Raw genomic sequence first — 18,160 nt, 5'->3', positions numbered from 1 at the left:
AGGGCGTATCGAGATCCGGCGCCGGTCAGCGCGCCAGGTACGCGCGCCAGCCGCCGAAGGCGGTGATGTCGTCCGCGCCGCTGAGGGCGATCGGCTCGACGAGGAAGCCGCTGACGAGGGAGCCGTCGGCGAGGGAGACGGAGCCGATGGCCATCGGCTGGGGGAGCGCCGCGACGAAGGAGCCGAACGCGGCCTCCGTCAGCCGGTAGACCTCGACCTCGAGCGCCGCGCCGCCCTCGGCGACGCGCACGACGCCGGGCTTCGGCGGCACGGTCGACAGCGCGTAGAGGCGGTAGCCGGCGCTCGTCGTCGTCGCCTCGACGAACTCCGCGTCCCGGTCCGCGAGCTGGTGGTGCAGCGGCTGGTCGCGCAGGTGCGCTCCGGCGACGGCGAGGAGGACGGTGTTCGCGGTAGCGGTGCTCATGAGCGGCTCCAGACGAGATCGGCGAGCTGGTGGTCGGTGAACGCGGGCCCGATCAGCTGCACGCCGAACGGCAGCCCGTCGACGACTCCCGCGGGGTAGGCGACCGCCGCGAGGTCGAGCAGGTTCGCGAAGTTGGTGAAGCGCCCGAGCCGCGAGTTGACGCCGATCGGGTCGGCGGCGACGGCCGCGAGCGTCGGGTGCTCGGTCGTCGTCGGCAGCAGCAGCGCGTCGATCCGCTCGAACACGGCGTCCGACACCGCCCGCGCCCGGTCGAGCCGCTCCTGGTCCTGGAAGAGCTTCCAGGCCGGCAGCTCCCGCGACCGCGAGACGATGCCGCCGACGACCGGGTCCACCTCGTCCGGGTGCGCGTCGACGAACTCGCCGACCGCCGCGTAGCGCTCGGCCACGAAGGCGCCGTCGTAGAGCATCCGCGCGGTCTCGAGGAACACCTCGATGTCGAGCTCGACCAGCGTCGCCCCCGCCTCGGCCCAGCGGGCGACCTCGGCGTCGAACGCCTCGGCCCAGCCGTCGGCCAGCTCGCCGAGCTGCCCGGGCCGCGGGACGCCGATCCGCGCGGTGGCGGCGAACGGCTCGGCGACTCCGCTGCGGCTGAGCGGATCGCGCGGGTCCGGCCCGGCCATCACGTCGAGCGCGCGCCGGGCGATCGCCGGATCCGCCGCCATCACCGTCACCACGTCCAGGCTCCGGCAGGCCGGCACGACGCCGGCGGCGCTGACCCAGCCCTTGGTCGGCTTGAGCCCGACCAGCCCGTGGAACGCGGCCGGCACCCGGCCGGAGCCCGCGGTGTCGGTCCCGAGCGCGAAGTCCGCGCCGCCGAGCGCCACCGCGACCGCGGAGCCGGAGGACGAGCCGCCGGAGATCCGCGACGGATCCACCGCGTGCCGCACCGCGCCGTAGGGCGAGCGGGTGCCGACGAGGCCCGTCGCGAACTGGTCGAGGTTGGCCGAGCCGAGCACCACGGCTCCGGCCGCGCGCAGCCGCGCCACGACGGTCGCGTCCTCGGCGGGGGCGTACGCGAACGCCGGGCAGGCCGCGGTCGTCTCCAGACGCGCGACGTCGATGTTGCCCTTCACCGCGAACAGCAGCCCGGCGAGCGGGAGCGCCGGATCGACGGCGGCCAGCTCCGCGGCCACCTCGGCCTCGGACCGCAGGGCGATGAACGCCTCGGGCCGGGCGGCCAGCCGCCGGTAGCGCTCGGCGACGTGCGCCGCGGGGTCCTGGTGCGCGGGGTCCTGCGCCGGGTCGTCCCTCATGCTGCGTCCTCTTCCTCGGCCTGCTCGGCCCTCGTCTCCAGCACCACGAGCACCGTGCCCGCGGCCACGTGCGCCCCGACCTCGGCGACCACGGCGACCACGCGCCCGGCCGCCGGAGCCGTCACGGGCGCCTCCATCTTCATCGCCTCGAGGGCGACCAGCGTCTGCCCGGCGGCGACCGCATCCCCCACGGCCACGTCGATCCGGAACACCGTCGCCACGAACGGCGCCTCGACGCCCTCGCAGCCCTCCGGGATCTCCACCGCGGACGATGCGGGCGGCGCGGGCACCGCCTCCACGCGGTCGAACTCGCCGGACGCCTCCCAGGCGGCGCGCTCGGCGCCGAAGGCCCCGGCCTGCACCGCGCGGAAGTCGGCGATCGACTCCGCGTTCTCCGCGAGGAACTCCTGGTACTCCGCGAGCCCGAACTCGCCCTCCTCGATCCGCAGCGGCAGCCGCCCCGCGGCCATCTCCGAGCGCAGCTCGAGCAGCTCGTCCGGCTCCACCGGGTACCAGCGGATCCGGTCGAAGAACCGCAGCAGCCACGGCACGCCGGTCTCGAACGCTCCGGCCTGGTGGTGCGTCGACCAGATCGGCACCGTGCGGCCGACGAACTGGTAGCCGCCCGGCCCCTCCATCCCGTAGATGCAGAGGTAGGCGCCGCCGATGCCGACGGCGTTCTGCGGGGTCCAGGTGCGCGCCGGGTTGTACTTGGTGGTCACCAGCCGGTGCCGCGGGTCGAGCGGAGTCGCGACCGGCGCGCCGAGGTAGACGTCGCCGAGCCCGAGCACCAGGTACTCCGCCTCGAACACCGTGCGGTAGACCTCGTCGACGCTGTCCAGGCCGTTGATCCGGCGGATGAACTCGATGTTCCACGGGCACCAGGGCGCGTCGTCGCGGACGCCCGCCATGTAGCGGCGGATCGCCTCGCGCGTCGACGGGTCGTCCCAGGCCAGCGGCAGGTGCACGGTGCGGCTCGGCACGCGCAGATCCGCCGTCGCGGGCAGCAGCGCCTCGGCCGCGAGCACGGCCTCGGCGACCGCGTCGGTCGAGGTCGTCCGCGGGTCGAAGTGCACCTGCAGCGAGCGGATGCCCGGGGTCAGCTCGATCACGCCCGGCAGCGCCGCCTGCTCCAGCGTCTCGGCGATCGCGTGCACGCGCATCCGCGAGGCGAGGTCCAGAGTCATCTCGCCGATCTCGACGAGCAGGTTCGCGTCGCCGCTGCGCCGCAGCACCAGCGACGGATCGCCGTCGTGCGCGGGCCGGCGGTGCAGCACTCCCTGGTCGTCGACCGCCGCGCGGCCGGCCGCGGGCTCGTCGAGCGGAGCGTCGAGCAGCCCGGTCGCCTGCGCCGCGGTGACCGGCACGAAGCGCACGGTGTCGCCGGGGCGGAGCTGCCCGAGCCGCCAGAGGTGGCCGGTCGCGACGCTCGCCGGGCAGGTGAAGCCGCCGAGACTCGGGCCGTCGGGTCCGAGCAGGATCGGCAGGTCGCCGGTGTAGTCGACGGCGCCGACCGCGTACGGGGTGTCGTGGATGTTGGAGGGGTGCAGCCCGGCCTCGCCGCCGTCCTCGCGCGCCCAGTGCGGCTTCGGGCCGAGCAGGCGGACGCCGGTACGCGCCGAGTTGAAGTGCACCTCCCAGTCGGTGGCGTAGAAGACCGCCATGTCGTCCTCGGTGAAGAACTCCGGAGCGGCGTGCGGGCCCTCGAGCGCGGCGAGCGTCCAGGCGTGCGGAAAGGCGGGGCGCTCCTCCACCGGCACGATCGCCACGGTGTTCGGGACGCTCGGCGTCCGCAGCCCGAGCACGTCGCCCGGGGCGAGCGCGCGCCCCGCGTGCCCGCCGATCGCGCCGAGGTCGAAGGTGCTGGCCGAGCCGAGCACGAGCGGGATGTCGAGCCCGCCCTCGACCAGCAGGTACATGCGCATGCCGCTCTCGGCCGTGCCGATGGCGAGGACGCCGCCGGCCGGCACCGCGACCGGCTCCCACTGCGCGATCGGCGCGCCGTCGAGGGTCGCCGGCGCGGGTGCCCCGGTGAGCACCACGCGGGTGGCGGTGTGGAAGCGGAGGGTCGGCCCGGTCATCGTGATCTCGAGTCCCGGCGCGTCCTCGGGGTTGCCGAGCGCGGTGTTGCCGAGCCGGAACGACAGCGCATCCATCGGTCCCGACGGCGGCACGCCGACCGGCCAGTAGCCCAGGCGCCCGGTCGCGTCCTGCACGGTGGTCAGCATCCCGCCCTTCAGCACCTCGACCCGCGGGCTCGCGTCGCGCAGGTCGTCGAGGGTCGCGGTGGAGTGCTCGGCCGCGAGCACCGAGGGCTCGGCGGCGATGGCCCGCAGTAGGCCGACGTTGGTCGCGATGCCGTCGACCCGGGTGGCGGCGAGCGCCCTCCCGAGCGCGGCCCAGGCCTCCTCGCGGGTGCCGCCGCTCACGATCACCTTCGCGAGCAGCGGGTCGTAGGAGGTGGAGACCTCGCTTCCGGGGCGGATCCAGCCGTCGACGCGGACGTCGTCGGGGAACTGCAGCCCGGTGATGGTGCCCGAGCTCGGCGCGTTGCCGAGGTCCGGGTTCTCCGCGTAGACCCGCGCCTCGACGGCCGCGCCGCTCGGCTCCGGGACCGCGTCGAGGAAGCCGGTCTCGCCCTGCGCGAGCCGCAGCATCCACTCGACCAGGTCGATGCCGTAGCGCGACTCCGTCACCGGGTGCTCGACCTGCAGCCGGGTGTTCACCTCGAGGAACGCCGCCTCCTGCCGGACCGGGTCGTAGATGTACTCGACCGTTCCCGCACTGCGGTAGCCGGCCTCGGCGCAGAGCCGGCGCGACGCCTCCGCGATGCGCTCGCGCACGGCGTCCGGCAGATCCGGGGCGGGGCTCTCCTCCACCACCTTCTGGTTGCGGCGCTGCAGCGAGCAGTCGCGGTCGCCGAGCGAGACGACGCGGCCGGCGCCGTCGCCGAAGACCTGCACCTCGACGTGCCGGGCGCGCTCGACCAGCCGCTCGAGGAACACGCCGGCGGAGGAGAAGCCGGCCTCGGCCAGGCGCCGCACCTCGCGCCAGGCGGCGCGCAGCTCGGCCTCGTCGCGGCAGGCGCGCATGCCGATGCCGCCGCCGCCCGCCGTCGCCTTGAGCATCACCGGGTAGCCGATCCGGTCGGCCTCGCGAGCCGCGTGGTCGGCGTCGTCGAGCAGCCCGGTGCCGGCCAGCAGTGGCACGCCCGCGCGCTCGGCGGCGTCGCGCGCGGTGTGCTTGGCGCCGAACACCTCCAGCTGCTCGGGAGTGGGGCCGACGAAGACGATGCCGGCCGCCGCGCAGGCGCGCGCGAACTCGGCGTTCTCGCTGAGGAAGCCGTAGCCCGGGTGGATCGCGCCGGCGCCGGTCTGCGCGGCCGCCGCGAGGATCCGGTCGATCCGCAGGTAGCTGTCGGCCGCAGGGGCCGGGCCGAGCCGCACCGCCTCGTCGGCGAGCGCGACGTGTGCGGCGCCGAGGTCGGCGTCGGAGTAGACCGCGACCGTGCGCAGGCCCATCGCCTTCGCGGTGCGGAGGATGCGGACCGCGATCTCGCCGCGGTTGGCGACGAGGAGGGTGTCGAAGGTCATGCGGTGCCCGTTCCCGCGTTCTCGCCGCTGTGCACGATCATCTCGGCGCGAGACGGGTCGAAGCCGTTGCACGGGTTGTTGATCTGCGGGCAGTTCGAGACGACGACGAGGGTGTCCCGCTCGGCCCGCAGAGTGACGCTGAGCCCGGGGGAGGAGATGCCGTCGACGATGCCGAGCGCGCCGTCCAGATCGACCGGCACGTTCATGAACCAGTTCACGTTCGAGACCTGGTCGCGCTTGCCCATCCCGTGCCGGGAGAGCTCGGCGACGAAGTTCTCGGCGCAGGCGTGCTGCGCCGTGGTGTGGAAGCCGTAGCGGAGCGCGTTGCTCTCCTTCGAGCAGGCGCCGCCGAGGGTGTCGTGGCGCTCGACGTCGGTCGCCACGACGGTCAGCAGCGGGCGGTGCTCGGCGTCGCGGAGCACCGAGCCGGTGACGAGGTACACCGTCTCCTGCGCCTGCAGGGTCGCGGCGGCGGAGTAGGCGGTGCGGTCCTCCGCGTCGTAGGCGAGGAAGTCGACGGCCTGGTTGCCGTCGACGTCGACGATCGTGAGGTGCTCGCCGCGCTTCAGGAGGCGCGACCAGGGGGCGCGGGCGGCGACGGTCTCGCGGTGGATCTCGGTGCCGTAGGTCGTGGTCGTGGTGGTGCTGCTCGTGCTCGTGTCGCTGCTCATGCGATGCCCCTCGCGCTCAGGTACTCGTCGGTCTGCAGGAAGGCGCGGCGGCCCTCCGGAGTGGCGTCGCGCTCGTCGGCGCTCGCCGGCTCGCCCGCCCAGGCGTGCACGTCGACCGGGCCGACCGTGAACTCCGGCCGCGGGTCGAGCGGATGCGCGGTGTTCGCCAGCAGGACGATCGCCGGCATCTCGAGCCGCAGCGTCACCGAGCGGCCGGGTCCCGCGCCGCCGAGCCACTCCGGGCTGCCGTCCTCGCGGATCCGCACCCCCTGGAAGTACGAGACGCTCGGCGGCAGATCGCGTCGGCCGAGCCCGTGCTTGGCCGCGCCGAGCAGCAGCAGCTCGCGCCCGGCCGGCGACGGGCCCTGCGGGGAGCCGTCGCCGTAGCGCTCGACGTTCCGCGCCAGCGCGGTCGTGCCGTAGATCGTGTCGTGGCGGCCGGAGTCGTCGGCGACGACGCTCGCGAGCACGCGGCCCTGGTCGCTGAGGAGCAGCTGTCCGGCGCCGGCGTAGACCTGCCACTGCACCTTGACGGTGTCCGCGACGTTCAGCCGCTCGTGCGGCTCCATCGCGTTGTACACCAGGAGCGAGACGCAGGCGTCGCCGGTGACGTCGGTCAGTCGGAGGCGCGTGCCGCGGGCGAGGACGCGGTGGCCGTAGCCGCCGCCCTCGATCCGCTCGGACCAGTGCAGATCCGCCGGGGCGACGCCCTCCGGCGCGTCGGGGCGTGTGCTCGCCGCCGCCGCCTCCTGGGCGCGGGCGTGCTCGCGCGCACCCGCCGTGGTCGAGGTGCCTGATGAGGTCATGGTGCGCCTGCTCCGTCTGCTGGTCCGGTCGCTGCCGGGGTTTCTATCACTCGACAGGAAGTCAACCGCGCCCCCGTGTCGCCGCTGTGACCCCGACGTTGCGATCGTGTTTCGCGCGCGCCCCAGCCCTTCCCACTCTCCAGAAGTTGTCGTACTCGACCGCCGAGTACGACAACTTTCGAGGAGCGGAGGGGGCTCCGGGCGCTGCTACGGTCGAGCGCATGGCGAGCGCACCCCCCGGACGGCCGCGCGCCTCCGGGGCGTCGCTCACGGGGCTGGGCACGCGGGCCGACATCCTCGCGGCGAGCGCGGCGCTCTTCTGCACGGAGGGGTTCGGCGGCACCAGCACGCACGCCATCGCCGCGGCGGCCGGCATCCGCCAGGCCTCGCTCTACCACCACTTCGGCGGCAAGCACGCGGTGCTGCTCGAGCTGTTGCTCGGCACGGTGCAGCCCTCGCTCGACGCCGCCGCCGTGCTGCTCACCCGCGACGAGCCGCCGGCCGCGCGCCTCTGGGCGCTCTGCGTCTCCGACGCCCGGTTGCTCGCGGCCGGCGAGCACAACGTCGGCGCGCTCTACCTGCTGCCCGAGCTCGGCGACGAGCGCTTCGCCGTGTTCCGCGACCGCCGCTCCGAGCTGGAGACCGCCTACCGCACCCTCGTCGCGGCCTGCGGCGCCGTCGACCCTGCGACCGGCGCCTCCCTCGTGCTCGCCCTCGTCGAGAACGTCATCCTCCAGCGCCGCCGGCAGCCCGCCGAGCCCGGCCCGTCCGCCGAGGCGGTCGCCCTCGCCGCCCTCCGCGTCCTCGACCTCCCGCGCCCCGCCGTCGCCGAGGCGCTCGCCGCGGGCCCGGCCCTGCTCGCCCACCTGCGCTGACGCCCCGCCGCCACTCCTGAGTGCCCGCCCACTCCTGAGTGCCCGTCCACTCCCGAGTGCCCGCCCACTCTCCAAAAGTTGTCGTACTCGAGCGCCCGATACGACAACTTTTGAGGTGTGGCCGAGGGGGCCGCGCGCCGGAGTTAACAGGATCGACCCACGCCCGAAAAGAACCGCGACCGAGCGCGCGGCAGGATCCGTGTCTATCAACCGATAGAAACACCCCGCCGCACCACCCAGCAGCTCGGAGCACGCATGATCATCCTCGGAGTGGGGATCACCGTCGTGGTGATCCTCGCCGTCGGCATCGCGGTCGCCCGCAAGATCGACGGCGACAGCGCCAACTACCTCGTCGCCGGACGCCGCCTCGGCATCCCGCTCGTCGCCGTCAGCCTCACCGCCGCCGCGGTCGACTCGAACGCCACCGTCGGCAACACCGACCTCACCTCGCAGTTCGGCTTCTGGGCGGGCGCCTCGCTCGCGATCGGCCTGGCGATCTGCCTCCTGATCACGGGCCTCTTCCTCGCCAAGCCGATGAACGCGATGAAGCTCTTCACCCTCGCCGACTTCTTCCGGATGCGCTACGACCGCACCACCGAGGTCGTCGCCTCGGTGATCATGGTCTTCTCCTTCACGATCCTGCTGGCCGGCAACCTGGTGGCCTGCGGCTTCCTGCTCGAGCGCTTCGCCGGCATCCCGTACGCCTGGGGCGTGATCCTCTCGGTCGCCCTCGTCCTCAGCTACACGATCGCCGGCGGCCTCTTCTCCGACGCCTACACCGCGGCCATCCAGACCGTGATCACCGTCGTCGCGGCGGTCTCGCTGCTGGTCTGGGTCGCGCTCGCCTACGGCATCGTCATCCCCGAGGGCATGGGGCCGTTCGACTTCGAGCAGCTCACCGACCCGGCGATGGGCGCCCCCGTCAACTGGGCCACCCTCGTCGCCCTCGGCATCGGCGACCTCGTCGCGATCGACTTCATGCAGCGGATCTTCGGCGCCAAGTCGCCCGAGGTCGCCCGCCGCGCCTGCTACGCCGCCGCCGTCGGCACCGCGGCGATCGGCTCGATCTTCGCGATCGTCGCCCTCAGCGCCACCGCCGTCCTGGGGCTCTCGGCCGCCGACGGCCCGGTGCTGTTCACGGTGCTCGACGACTACGCGCCGCCGGTCATCGCGATCCTGGTGCTCTCCGGAGTCGTCGCCGCGTCGTTCTCGACGGCGTCCGGCGCCATCCTCGCCACCTCGGCGATCGTCGTCCGCAACGTGCTCTCGGTCCGCCGCCACTCCGGCAGCGGCCCGGACCCGCTGCTGCGCTGGACCCGCGTCGCCATGGTGCCGATCGTGATCCTCGGCTCGTTCCTCGCGATCCGGGTCAGCCAGACCGGCATCCTGCTGACGCTCGCGTTCGACATCATGCTCGCCTGCCTGGCCGCGCCGTTCCTGCTCGGGGTGTTCTGGAAGCGCCCCGGAGTCGTCGCCGCGCTCACCGCCGCGGGCGTCGGCCTGGTCGTCCGCCTGGTCTTCCTGGCGCTCACCCCGACGCTCTACGGCGTGCCGAACGACATCCTCTACGTCCCGAACGACCTGATCGGCGCCGGCTTCGACGGCTACGCCACCCTCGTCGCCGCGGCGATCGGCTTCGGCACCTTCATCGTGGTCGGCCTCCTGGCCCCGCGCACCCCGCGCGAGCTCGCCGGCGAGCGCTCGGTCCGCACCGAGCTCGACCGCGAGCAGCAGGGAGCTCTGGAGCCCGCGGGAGTCTGACCCCCGCCGCGAGTCCGCCTCCTCCCGCGAGATGCCACTTGTGAGCGCTTTCCACGGCGTGTCGCGCTCATAAGTGGCATCTCGCGGGGAGGGGGTCACGGGAGGGGGAGCAGGACCGTCGGGGCGGGGGCGGCCTCGCGGCCCTCGAAGGCGACGGGCTGGCAGACCATCAGGTAGTCGCCGGGCTCGACCTGCGCGAGGTCCGCGTTCTCGAGGATCACGACGCCGGCGCCGCAGAGGATCACGTGCGTCGGCCACTCCTCGGTGTGCGCGGGCGCCTCCATCGTCATGTAGTCCAGGCCCGCGAAGAGCACGCCGTGCTCGACCAGCCAGCGCGCACCGCTCGGCGCCAGTCCGACCCAGGTCTTCGACTTCACCGCGCGGGTCAGCGCGTCGGTCGAGTTGCGCGTGCGGAACAGCACGCGCACGGCCCCCTCGGCACCGGCCGCGACGAGGTCCTCGTCCGTGATCTCCTCCGCGACGTGCCGCAGATCGAGCACCCGCACCGGTCCGACCACGCTCTCCAGCGCGATCTCGTCGACGGTCGCGCCGCCCGGCACGAAGTGCGACGGCGCGTCGACGTGCGTGCCGGTGTGCGCGCCGATCAGCCAGCGCGAGACGTCGGAGGGGTACCCGTCGACGATCTGCTCGACCATCTCGTAGGTCGGCCGACGGCCCCAGTGGAGCATCTCGGTGGTGATCGGGATGTTGATCGGGATGGCGCCGGTCATGCGAGCCCTCGTCTCGTGCGGAAGGATGGTCGTGGATTCATTCACAACTATATTGGATCCAATCCGAAGAGCTGCAGGAGGTTCCCGTGATCGCCGACGACTCCCCGACCGGCCTTCCGCTCGGCCGCCCCCGCCGCCTCGTCCCGCTCGTACTCGGCCACGAGCCGATCGCGGAGTCGATCTCGCTCCGCGGCGGCGACCCGGCGCGCTTCCTGCTCGAGCCGGTCACCGGCGCCGCGATCGACCTCGGCGACTCCTGGATCCTGATCGACGGCGGATTCCACCTCGACCGCGTCCGCGACCCCGCCCAGCGCGCCGCGCACTACGACTACGAGAGCTACACCGCCGTCGTCCCGCCGGGCGACGCGCTCGCCGAGCAGGTCGCGGCGGCCGGCCTGCGCTGGGAGGACCTCGCCCTCGTCGCCCTCTCGCACCTGCACCTCGACCACACCGGCGGGCTGCGCCTCGCTCCGGCCGGCACCCCGGTCGCCCTGCAGCGGCGCGAGTGGGAGTGGCTCGGCGAGGGCCTCGGCCGCCGCGAGACCGTCGTCCCGGCCGACCTTCTCGACGCCGACGTCCGGGTGGTGCTCCTCGACGGCGAGACCGAGCTGGCCCCCGGCGTCACCGCGCTCGACACCCGCGGGCACACCCCCGGCCACCAGTCGTTCCGGATCGACCTCGCCGACCGCTCGATCGTGCTCGCCTGCGACGCGGCGGACCTCCGCCGCAACCTCGACGAGCGCACCGCCTGCGGATGGACGGCGCGTTCCGGCGACGCCGAGGCGGCCCAGCGCTCGATCGAGCGCCTCGCCGACCTCGCGGCGGAGCCCGGCGTCGAGGTCTGGCCCGGTCACGACCCCGGCTGGCCCGCCTGGCGGCGCTGATCCTCGCGTCTCCCGCGCATCCGGTGCACAAAGAAGGCTGGATGCTCCGAATCCGGCGGTTTCGCTCCGATTCGGGGCGTTCAGCCTTGCTTGTGTACGCCCGCGACCCCGGTCAGCCCGCCCGGCGGGGTTTCCTCGAGGTTCGCTGAGACGCCCTTGCGATGACGCTCCCGCCGTTGTAAATACTTGTGTGTCACCGGCGAAAAGCCCGGTGGCGAGGCATTTCAGAACACGTGAGGAGACCATCATGCTTCTGCAGCAGGACCCGTTCCGCGACCTCGACCGCTTCAGCCGGCAGGTCTTCGGCACGGCCGCCCGACCGACCGTGATGCCCCTGGACGCCTGGCGCGAGGGCGACGACTTCGTCGTCGAGCTCGACCTGCCCGGCGTCCGGCCCGAGCGGATCGACATCGATGTCGAGAGGAACGTGCTGACCGTGCGCGCCGAGCGCACCGGCCACCTCCCCGAGGGCGCCGACCCCGTCGCCGCCGAGCGGCAGTGGGGCGTCTTCAGCCGCCAGCTCGTCCTCGGCGACTCCCTCGATACCGAGAGCGTGCACGCCGACTACACGGCGGGCGTGCTGACGCTGCGCATCCCGATCGCCGCGAAGGCGAAGCCGCGCCGGATCAGCCTCGCGTCGAGCGACGTGGGAGCGAGCGACGTGACGGTGACCGACGAGGGGTCGGCCGACGCGGTGGCGAGCCCCGACCCCGGCGCGCAGCGCACGATCGACGCCTGACCGGCGTCACTCCGCGGCGCGGCCCGAGTCCTCGATCAGCCGGACCTTCACGTTCACGGCGAGCGGGCCGGTCACCGACGGCTCGGCGTCGAGCAGGCGCCGCAGCTCCTCGCCGACCGCGCGCAGGGTCTCGGGCGCGGGCAGCGCCGCGGTCGCCGCGATGTGCGCGCTCACCGTGGTGAAGCCGTCCGAGCGGTCGATGTCGACCAGCACGTCCGGCTGCCGCAGGGCGAGCTTCACGGCCAGCGCATCGGCGGCCGCCTCGAGGATCGGCTGGGCCGGATAGACGCCGGTGACCCCCTCGGAGTCGCGGATCGCCGCGGTGAGGCGCTGCGAGAGCGCGGTGTCGTCGTTGGCGGGGTCGTCGCGGGCCGTGTCGTCCCGGGCGCTGTCGTCGAGAGCGCTGTCGTCGGTCCCGGTGCTGTCGGTCCCGGTGCTGTCGGTCGCAGTGCTGTCGGTCACGGCTGGTCCTCCCTGCTCGGGTACACGTCGTCCACGGTCACGTCGATCGCACCGATGACGAGCTCGGTGTGCCGCTCGAGGGCGTAGCGGATCCGCTCGCGCAGGCGGTCCGCGACCGTCGCGACGGGGATCCCGAACTCGAGCGCGAAGGTGACGTCGACCCGGATCACCGCGCCCGGGGTCCCGACGTCGCCGTCGAGGGTGCAGCGGCCCATGATGACGCCGCCCATGGTGTCGCCCGCGCGCCGGATCATCCCGCGCACGGCCGCCTCGGTGAGGGCGAGCCGCAGCGTCGGGTCGGGGTGGCGGATCGGCACGTCGCGCCCGGAGCGCACCTCGGACCGGATCGTGTCGAGCAGCCCGGCGATCCAGACCTCGTCGCGGTCCGGCTCCTCGTCGGCGCGGCGGCGCAGCGCGCTCGCCGACAGCTCGTTCAGGCGGGTGAGGTTCGCGAGCGCCAGGCGGCAGGCCGCGGAGCCCTCGATGGAGGGATCGACCGGGGTGCGCCCGCGGTCGAGGTACTCGCCGAGCTCCTCCAGCGTGTGGCCGTCGAGGTCGTCGTCGGGCGCGGCGTTCTCGGGCACGGCGTCGACCGGCACGGCGTTGTCGTCCGGCTCGGCGGTGGGCATGTCGTCGGTGGTCATCGCCATGCCTCCAGTTCGTGGAGCAGGAAGCGGCGGGCTCGGGCGAGCAGGCCGCGGACCGTCGAGACGGGGAGTTCGAGAGCGTCGGCGATCTCCTGGTAGCTGTAGCCGGCGGTCTCGCGGAGCAGCCAACAGCGTCGCTGATCGGGAGGCAATCGGTCCAGTGCCTCCCAGACGGCGTCCAGCTGGAGCCGCGCCTCGACGATCCGCTCGGGCGAGCTCTCGGCGGGCGCCGGCGGGTCCCAGTCGTCGATGTCGTCGTGGCGGCGCCGGACGCGGATCCGGTCGATCGCCTTGTGCGAGACGATCCGCATCAGCCAGTTGCGGATGTGCGCGGGGCTGTCGAGGTCGCCGAGGCGGCGCCAGCCGGTGAGGAACGCCTCCTGCACGATGTCGTCGGACTCCGCCTCGGAGCCGAGCAGCTTGGCGGCGTACACCCGCATCAGCGCGCCGTGGCGCCGGGCGAGCTGCTCGAACGCGGCGACGTCGCCGTCCACGGCCCGCGAGGCGAGCGTGGCGTCGGAGGCTCGGAGCAGCGGGTCGTCGGGCTGCGCGTCGTCGGGCCGGGCGTCATCGGGCTGGGCGTCATCGGGCTGGGCGTCGTCGGGCTGGGCGTCGTCGGGCTGCTCCGCGGGCAGTGCCTCCGCCACGATCGCCACCTCCCGCCGTTCCGCCGTCGTTGCGCGCCTGCGGGCGTTCTCCGCAGGCGCCGCTCCGAATGCCTATCAGCCTCCACCCTCCCCGGCGAATCCGCTGGCCGGATTGCGAGCACGCCCCGGATCCGTGACGTTTCCGGCCGTCGACCCGTCTGTATCTGTAGAGCCCCGAGGCCCACCCCCGTCCGCCTCTGATCTCCCAGACCCCCGAGAGAAGCCCGACCATGCACACCTCCCCTCCACCGACGGCACGCCCGGCCGTCCCCGGCTCGACCGCGACTCCCGGCTCGACCTTCACGATGGGCAGCCCCTTCGCCTCCGCCGGCGACCTCTCCGGCGGCACCGAGCGGCGCTTCGAGGCCGCCGGAGGCGACCCCGCCGAGGCGTCCGCGGTCTACGCCGAGGCGTACGGCGGCGGCTCGTTCCGCGTGGAGCCGGGCTCGCGCGGCTTCTCCTTCCGCTACGCCTACCGGGGGAGCGAGCGGGTCACCCTCCGCACCTCCGACTGCGCGGGCGCGCTGACCGGCGAGATCGCGCACCTGCGCGAGTACGTCGTCGGCTGGTTCCGCGCCGGCGGCGGCCAGCTCAACCTCCGCCCCTTCACCCGCACCGGAGCCGCGTCCGCGCCGTTCCTGCTGCCCGCCGAGCGCCAGTTCGGCCTGGCCTACCAGCCGCACCGCCAGAACCTCGTGCACTTCGCGCCCGGCTTCCTCGAGGACGTCGCGACCGAGTCGCACTCCGGCCCGCGCCAGCCCGTCTCCTTCGACCACGAGGCCGACGCCGACCCCGGAGTGCTCGCCCGCTGGCGGACCGCCGTGACCGACGCGACGGCGGCGCTCGCGAGCGCCGCGATCGCCCCGCTGGTGCGCTTCACCGCCGAGCTCAACCTCGCCCGCGCGCTGCTGCTGCTCTTCCCGTGGCGCGCCTGGGACGTCCCCGCCGTGCTGCGCCGCCCCTCCGCCTCGCGCACCCGCGTCGCCCTCGACTTCCTGCAGCACCACGCACACGAGCCGATCACCCCGGCCGACGCCGCCCGCGCCGCCGGCCTGCACACCCGCACCCTGCAGCAGGCCACCCAGCGCCACCTCGGCGTCTCGCCGTCGGTCTACCTGCGCGACGTCCGCCTCGACCGCGCCCACCACGACCTCGTCGAGGGCGACCCCTGCTCGACGACCGTCGCCGCCGTCGCCCGCGACTGGGGCTTCGGCAACCTCGGCCGCTTCGCGAGCGCCTACCAGACCCGCTTCCAGGAGCTGCCGAGCCACACGCTGCGCCACTGAGCGCGCGGCCGCCGCGCCGCGGACGTCACTGCCCGGCGATCATCGCGAGCGACGGCGCACGGCCTTTCTCGATGTGGGTGAAGGCGATCGACTCGGCGAGGCGGTCGTTGCCCGCGCGGATCGCGTCGAGAAGGCCGTGGTGCTCGTCGGACTGCTGGCGCTGGTCGCGAGCGCTGGTCAGGTAGAACAGCCAGGTCATCCGGCCGGTGACGGCGCGCATCAGCGAGGAGAGCAGGGCGCTGCCGGCCACCTCGACGATCGCCTCGTGCACGACGGTCGAGGTCTCGGCGACCTCCAGCCAGTCCTCGCTGTCGAGGGCGCGGTGCTCGGCGTCGATCGCGTCGAGCAGCGGAGCGAGGGAGGCGCCGCGGGCGACGGCCTGCGCCGCGAGGCGCGCGGCGAGCGTCTCGAGGCTCAGCCGGACGTCGAAGAGCTCGACCACGTCCTCGACGCTCCACTGCGCGACGCGGGTGGAGCGACGGGGCAGCATCCGCACGAAGCCCTCGTTGGCCAGCTGCGGCACGGCCTCGCGCACCGGCAGCCGCGAGACGTGCAGCTCGGCGGCCAGTGAGGCCTCGACGAGCCGCGACCCCTGCGGGTGCTGGCCGAGGATGATCTGCCGGCGCAGCGTCCGGTAGGTCTGGCTGGCGAGCGACTCCTCGGTGCTGGCGAGTGTCATGACGGTCCTCCTCGCGACGCCGGTGCGACCATTCAACACGCTCGGCCGACCCGGTGCGCTCGCCGTCCGGAGGCGCTCAGCCGCCGGGCCAGCTGCGCTCCTTCGGCAGCGGCCGGGCGTAGCTGTCGATCCGGCTGGTGCCGAGCCGCTGGCGGACGAGGGTCTCGACGAGCGCGGCCGCCGCGGCGACCCCGTCGACGACCGGCACCGGCAGCCGCGCGCCGACGTGCTCCTCGAGCCCCGCCATGCCCGCGCAGCCGAGGCAGATCACCTCGGCGCCGCGGGCGATCGCGCGCTCGCCGGCGGCGACGAAGGCATCGAGGGTGGCCTGCGGATCCTCCTCCAGCTCGAGGACGCCGAGCCCCGTGTCCTCGATCGCGGCGCAGTGCGCGATCAGGCCGGCGGTGGTGAGGCTGTCCTCGATCTGGCCGACCGCGCGGCGGACCGTGGTGACCACCCCGTAGCGGCGGCCGAGCAGCATCGCGAGATGCGCCGACGCCTCCGTGATGTCCACGACGGGCACGTCGAGCAGCTCGCGCGCGCCCTCGCGGCCGTGCTCGCCGAAGCCGGCCATCACGACGCCGTCGATGCCGGCCGGCAGCCGCTCCAGGGTGTGCAGGACGGCGGCGGCGCTGAGGAAGCTGTCGTACCAGCCCTCGGCCGAGGCGACGCCCCAGCTCGGCGTGATCGCGACGATCTCGGTGCCCGGCCCGACGGCGAGCCGGGCGCGGGCGGCGGCCGTCTCGGTCATCGACTCGGTCGTGTTGCAGTTGACGACGGCGATGCGCATCAGCGGCCCGCCGCCGCGGGGACGCCGGACAGCCGGACAGTGCTGCCCGCGTCCCGCAGCCGCGCCAGGTCGATCAGCGCGGCGGCGACGGCGAGGTCCTGCGCGGCGAGGCCGACGGAGTCGAACACGGTGATCTCCTCCGCGCGCGTGCGGCCGGGAGCGGTGCCGGCCACGACGTCACCGAGCTCGAGCAGCCCGGCCGCGGCGTCGAGGGCGCCCTCCGCGATCGCGAGGACGAGGTCGCCGGACTTCGCCCGCGCGGTGGCGGCGCTGTCGACGACGAGCGTGCCGATCGCCATCGCCGCGGAGTCGAGCTCGCGGTGCTCCGGCCGCGGGCGGGCGCCCACAGCGTTCACGTGCTGGCCGGCGTGCAGCCAGGCCCCGCGCACGATCGGCTCGACCGACGGCGTCAGCGTGCAGAGCACGTCGGAGCGCTCGGCGACGGCCCGCGGATTGGTGGCGCGGGTCACGGAGCGCCCCACCGCCTCCTCGAACCGGTCGAGCGTCGCGTCCGACCGCGACCAGACCACGATTTCGTCCAGGTCGCGCACCGCCTGCAGCGCGCGGACGTGCGCGACGGCGAGGTTGCCGGCGCCGATCAGCCCGAGGACCCGGCTGTCCGCCCGGGCGAGGTGCCGGGTGGCGACCGCGGAGGCGGCGGCGGTGCGGGCCCGGGTGATCAGCGCTCCGTCCAGGACGGCCACGCACTCCCCGGTGAGCAGCGAGGTGACCAGGATCGTCGAGCGCTGCGTCGGCAGCCCTCGCGCCGCATTGCCGGGCAGGTCGGCCATCAACTTCACGGCGGCCAGGCCCAGGGCGTCGGAGCGAACGGCCATCGGCAGGATCAGCCCGTCGTCCTCGCCCGCGAGGGCCGTCGGCGCGCCCTGGTGCAGCGCGCCGGAGCCGAGGTCCGCGAACACCTGCTCGACCGCGCCGAGCACATCGACGTCGGGGAGCAGTCCGGCGATCTGCTCGGAGGCGAGGACGAGCGTCATCAGCGCGCGCCGACCGTCGTGCGGCCGGTCAGCTCGGCGAGCGAGGGGGCGCGGGTGACGAGCCCGGCCTCCGCGAGGATCCGCATCCAGCGGTCGGAGGCGGCCTCGTCGATCACGGTCGTGTCCCAGACCCCGCCGGCGGCCATCTCCTCGGCGGCCTCGTGCAGCAGCACCGGGTCGCGGTCCGGCCAGCGGGCGGCGAGCACCGCGTCGATCTCGGCACCGGCCTGGCCCGCAGTGATCCGCTGCATCGCCGTCTCGATCGCGTCGACGAAGCGCTCGGTGCGGTCGGCGAGCTCCTCGACGCGCTCGGTGCGGGTGTAGTAGACGCTGTTGGGCATCACGCCCGCGTCGAGGTGGCGGAAGACGATCTGCCCGCCGCCGGCCGCGACGAGCTCCTTCGCCGAGAGCAGGTCGAGCACGATCGCGTCGCCGAGGCCGTCGCGGTAGAGCTCGAGCATCATCGCCGTGGACAGGTCGCGCGCCCAGCGGGTGGCGGAGACGTCGAGCCCGGCCTCGCGGATCAGGCCCGCGGTGAACTCGAACGGCGCGCTGCCGCCGGCGCCCGGGGCGAGGACGACCTTGCCGGCCAGCCAGTCGAGGCCGACCGGTCCGGAGCCGTCGCGGGCCACGATCGTCATCGGGAAGCGGTGGTTGAGCTGGCCGACGACGGTCAGCTCCCGGCTGGTGCCGGCGTACATCCCGGGGACCCAGAGCCCGCCGAGGGCGAGGTCGGCGGCGCCGGAGTCGAGGTCGTCGAGGACGCCGGTCCAGGGGTCGCAGGCGGTGGCGGTGACGGCGAGGCCGCGCTCGGCGAACAGGCCGCCGACGTCGGCGACGTACTCGGGGAGGTAGTTGAGTCCGTTGGCGGTGGCCGAGACGGTGAGGGTGTCCAT

18 protein-coding genes are annotated in these 18,160 nt (G+C 74.1%); 5 read left to right on the top strand and 13 right to left on the bottom strand.

The window, feature by feature from the left end:
- Positions 1 to 25 precede the first annotated feature (25 nt).
- Genes EDF22_RS21120 through EDF22_RS16045 form a run of 5 tightly spaced genes read right to left on the bottom strand, consistent with a single transcriptional unit; the run spans position 26 to position 6,768 of the window.
- Positions 26 to 424 carry a hypothetical protein gene (locus EDF22_RS21120; protein ID WP_221180952.1) on the bottom strand — a complete coding sequence of 133 codons (399 nt, stop codon included), beginning with the start codon at positions 422 to 424 and terminating at the stop codon, positions 26 to 28.
- Positions 421 to 1,698 (bottom strand): allophanate hydrolase, encoded by a 1,278-nt coding sequence (atzF, locus tag EDF22_RS16060; RefSeq protein ID WP_221180951.1) that lies wholly within the window; start codon positions 1,696 to 1,698, stop codon positions 421 to 423. The genes EDF22_RS21120 and atzF overlap by 4 nt, the downstream gene beginning before the upstream one ends.
- Entirely contained in the window at positions 1,695 to 5,291 is a 3,597-nt protein-coding gene (uca, locus tag EDF22_RS16055; RefSeq protein WP_123705862.1) for an urea carboxylase, read from the bottom strand. Before uca ends, atzF begins: the two co-directional genes overlap by 4 nt.
- Positions 5,288 to 5,962 (bottom strand): urea amidolyase associated protein UAAP2, encoded by a 675-nt coding sequence (locus EDF22_RS16050; RefSeq protein ID WP_123705861.1) that lies wholly within the window; start codon positions 5,960 to 5,962, stop codon positions 5,288 to 5,290. Before EDF22_RS16050 ends, uca begins: the two co-directional genes overlap by 4 nt.
- Positions 5,959 to 6,768, bottom strand: a complete 810-nt coding sequence (locus EDF22_RS16045) for an urea amidolyase associated protein UAAP1 (protein ID WP_123705860.1) — start codon at positions 6,766 to 6,768, stop codon at positions 5,959 to 5,961. Before EDF22_RS16045 ends, EDF22_RS16050 begins: the two co-directional genes overlap by 4 nt.
- Before the next feature lie 221 nt (positions 6,769 to 6,989).
- Between EDF22_RS16045 and EDF22_RS16040 the strand changes: the two genes are divergently transcribed.
- Positions 6,990 to 7,643, top strand: a complete 654-nt coding sequence (locus EDF22_RS16040) for a TetR/AcrR family transcriptional regulator (RefSeq protein WP_123705859.1) — start codon at positions 6,990 to 6,992, stop codon at positions 7,641 to 7,643.
- Between the two features lie 255 nt (positions 7,644 to 7,898).
- Positions 7,899 to 9,404, top strand: coding sequence for a sodium:solute symporter family protein (locus EDF22_RS16035; RefSeq protein ID WP_123705858.1), 1,506 nt, complete (start codon positions 7,899 to 7,901; stop codon positions 9,402 to 9,404).
- Between the two features lie 95 nt (positions 9,405 to 9,499).
- Here the strand turns inward: EDF22_RS16035 and EDF22_RS16030 are convergent, their stop codons facing one another.
- Complete coding sequence (locus EDF22_RS16030) at positions 9,500 to 10,135, bottom strand: cyclase family protein (protein ID WP_123705857.1); 636 nt, start codon at positions 10,133 to 10,135, stop codon at positions 9,500 to 9,502.
- 86 nt (positions 10,136 to 10,221) lie between these two features.
- On the opposite strand from EDF22_RS16030, the gene EDF22_RS16025 reads away from it, so the two are divergent.
- A complete protein-coding gene (locus EDF22_RS16025) occupies positions 10,222 to 11,019 on the top strand; it encodes an N-acyl homoserine lactonase family protein (RefSeq protein WP_185039014.1) in 798 nt (265 codons plus the stop codon).
- 247 nt (positions 11,020 to 11,266) lie between these two features.
- The gene (locus EDF22_RS16020) at positions 11,267 to 11,758 is read left to right on the top strand and encodes an Hsp20/alpha crystallin family protein (protein WP_123705855.1); all 492 of its coding nucleotides are present in this window, start codon (positions 11,267 to 11,269) and stop codon (positions 11,756 to 11,758) included.
- Positions 11,759 to 11,764: 6 nt separating this feature from the next.
- Here EDF22_RS16020 and EDF22_RS16015 read toward each other — a convergent pair whose 3' ends face one another.
- Genes EDF22_RS16015 through EDF22_RS16005 form a run of 3 tightly spaced genes read right to left on the bottom strand, consistent with a single transcriptional unit; the run spans position 11,765 to position 13,514 of the window.
- Complete coding sequence (locus EDF22_RS16015) at positions 11,765 to 12,220, bottom strand: hypothetical protein (RefSeq protein WP_123705854.1); 456 nt, start codon at positions 12,218 to 12,220, stop codon at positions 11,765 to 11,767.
- On the bottom strand, positions 12,217 to 12,864 hold the full coding sequence (locus EDF22_RS16010) for an Asp23/Gls24 family envelope stress response protein (protein ID WP_148059214.1): 648 nt from the start codon (positions 12,862 to 12,864) through the stop codon (positions 12,217 to 12,219). The genes EDF22_RS16015 and EDF22_RS16010 overlap by 4 nt, the downstream gene beginning before the upstream one ends.
- Positions 12,861 to 13,514, bottom strand: a complete 654-nt coding sequence (locus tag EDF22_RS16005) for an RNA polymerase sigma factor (protein WP_311316359.1) — start codon at positions 13,512 to 13,514, stop codon at positions 12,861 to 12,863. The genes EDF22_RS16010 and EDF22_RS16005 overlap by 4 nt, the downstream gene beginning before the upstream one ends.
- A 230-nt stretch (positions 13,515 to 13,744) precedes the next feature.
- Here EDF22_RS16005 and EDF22_RS16000 point away from each other — a divergent pair, with 230 nt between their 5' ends.
- The gene (locus EDF22_RS16000; protein WP_123705852.1) at positions 13,745 to 14,800 is read left to right on the top strand and encodes a helix-turn-helix domain-containing protein; all 1,056 of its coding nucleotides are present in this window, start codon (positions 13,745 to 13,747) and stop codon (positions 14,798 to 14,800) included.
- A gap of 25 nt (positions 14,801 to 14,825) precedes the next feature.
- Here the strand turns inward: EDF22_RS16000 and EDF22_RS15995 are convergent, their stop codons facing one another.
- The 4 genes from EDF22_RS15995 to EDF22_RS15980 form a co-directional block, all read right to left on the bottom strand.
- A complete protein-coding gene (locus EDF22_RS15995) occupies positions 14,826 to 15,479 on the bottom strand; it encodes a GntR family transcriptional regulator (RefSeq protein WP_123705851.1) in 654 nt (217 codons plus the stop codon).
- 76 nt (positions 15,480 to 15,555) lie between these two features.
- On the bottom strand, positions 15,556 to 16,269 hold the full coding sequence (locus tag EDF22_RS15990) for an aspartate/glutamate racemase family protein (protein ID WP_104226500.1): 714 nt from the start codon (positions 16,267 to 16,269) through the stop codon (positions 15,556 to 15,558).
- Positions 16,269 to 17,264, bottom strand: coding sequence for an ornithine cyclodeaminase family protein (locus tag EDF22_RS15985; protein ID WP_123705850.1), 996 nt, complete (start codon positions 17,262 to 17,264; stop codon positions 16,269 to 16,271). Before EDF22_RS15985 ends, EDF22_RS15990 begins: the two co-directional genes overlap by 1 nt.
- A complete protein-coding gene (locus tag EDF22_RS15980) occupies positions 17,264 to 18,160 on the bottom strand; it encodes an ABC transporter substrate-binding protein (RefSeq protein WP_123705849.1) in 897 nt (298 codons plus the stop codon). Before EDF22_RS15980 ends, EDF22_RS15985 begins: the two co-directional genes overlap by 1 nt.

Origin of the sequence: Rathayibacter sp. PhB127 (genome assembly GCF_003751665.1) — a bacterium.
GTDB classification, from domain to species: domain Bacteria; phylum Actinomycetota; class Actinomycetes; order Actinomycetales; family Microbacteriaceae; genus Rathayibacter; species Rathayibacter festucae.
This window is presented reverse-complemented; position numbering and strand designations above follow the sequence as displayed.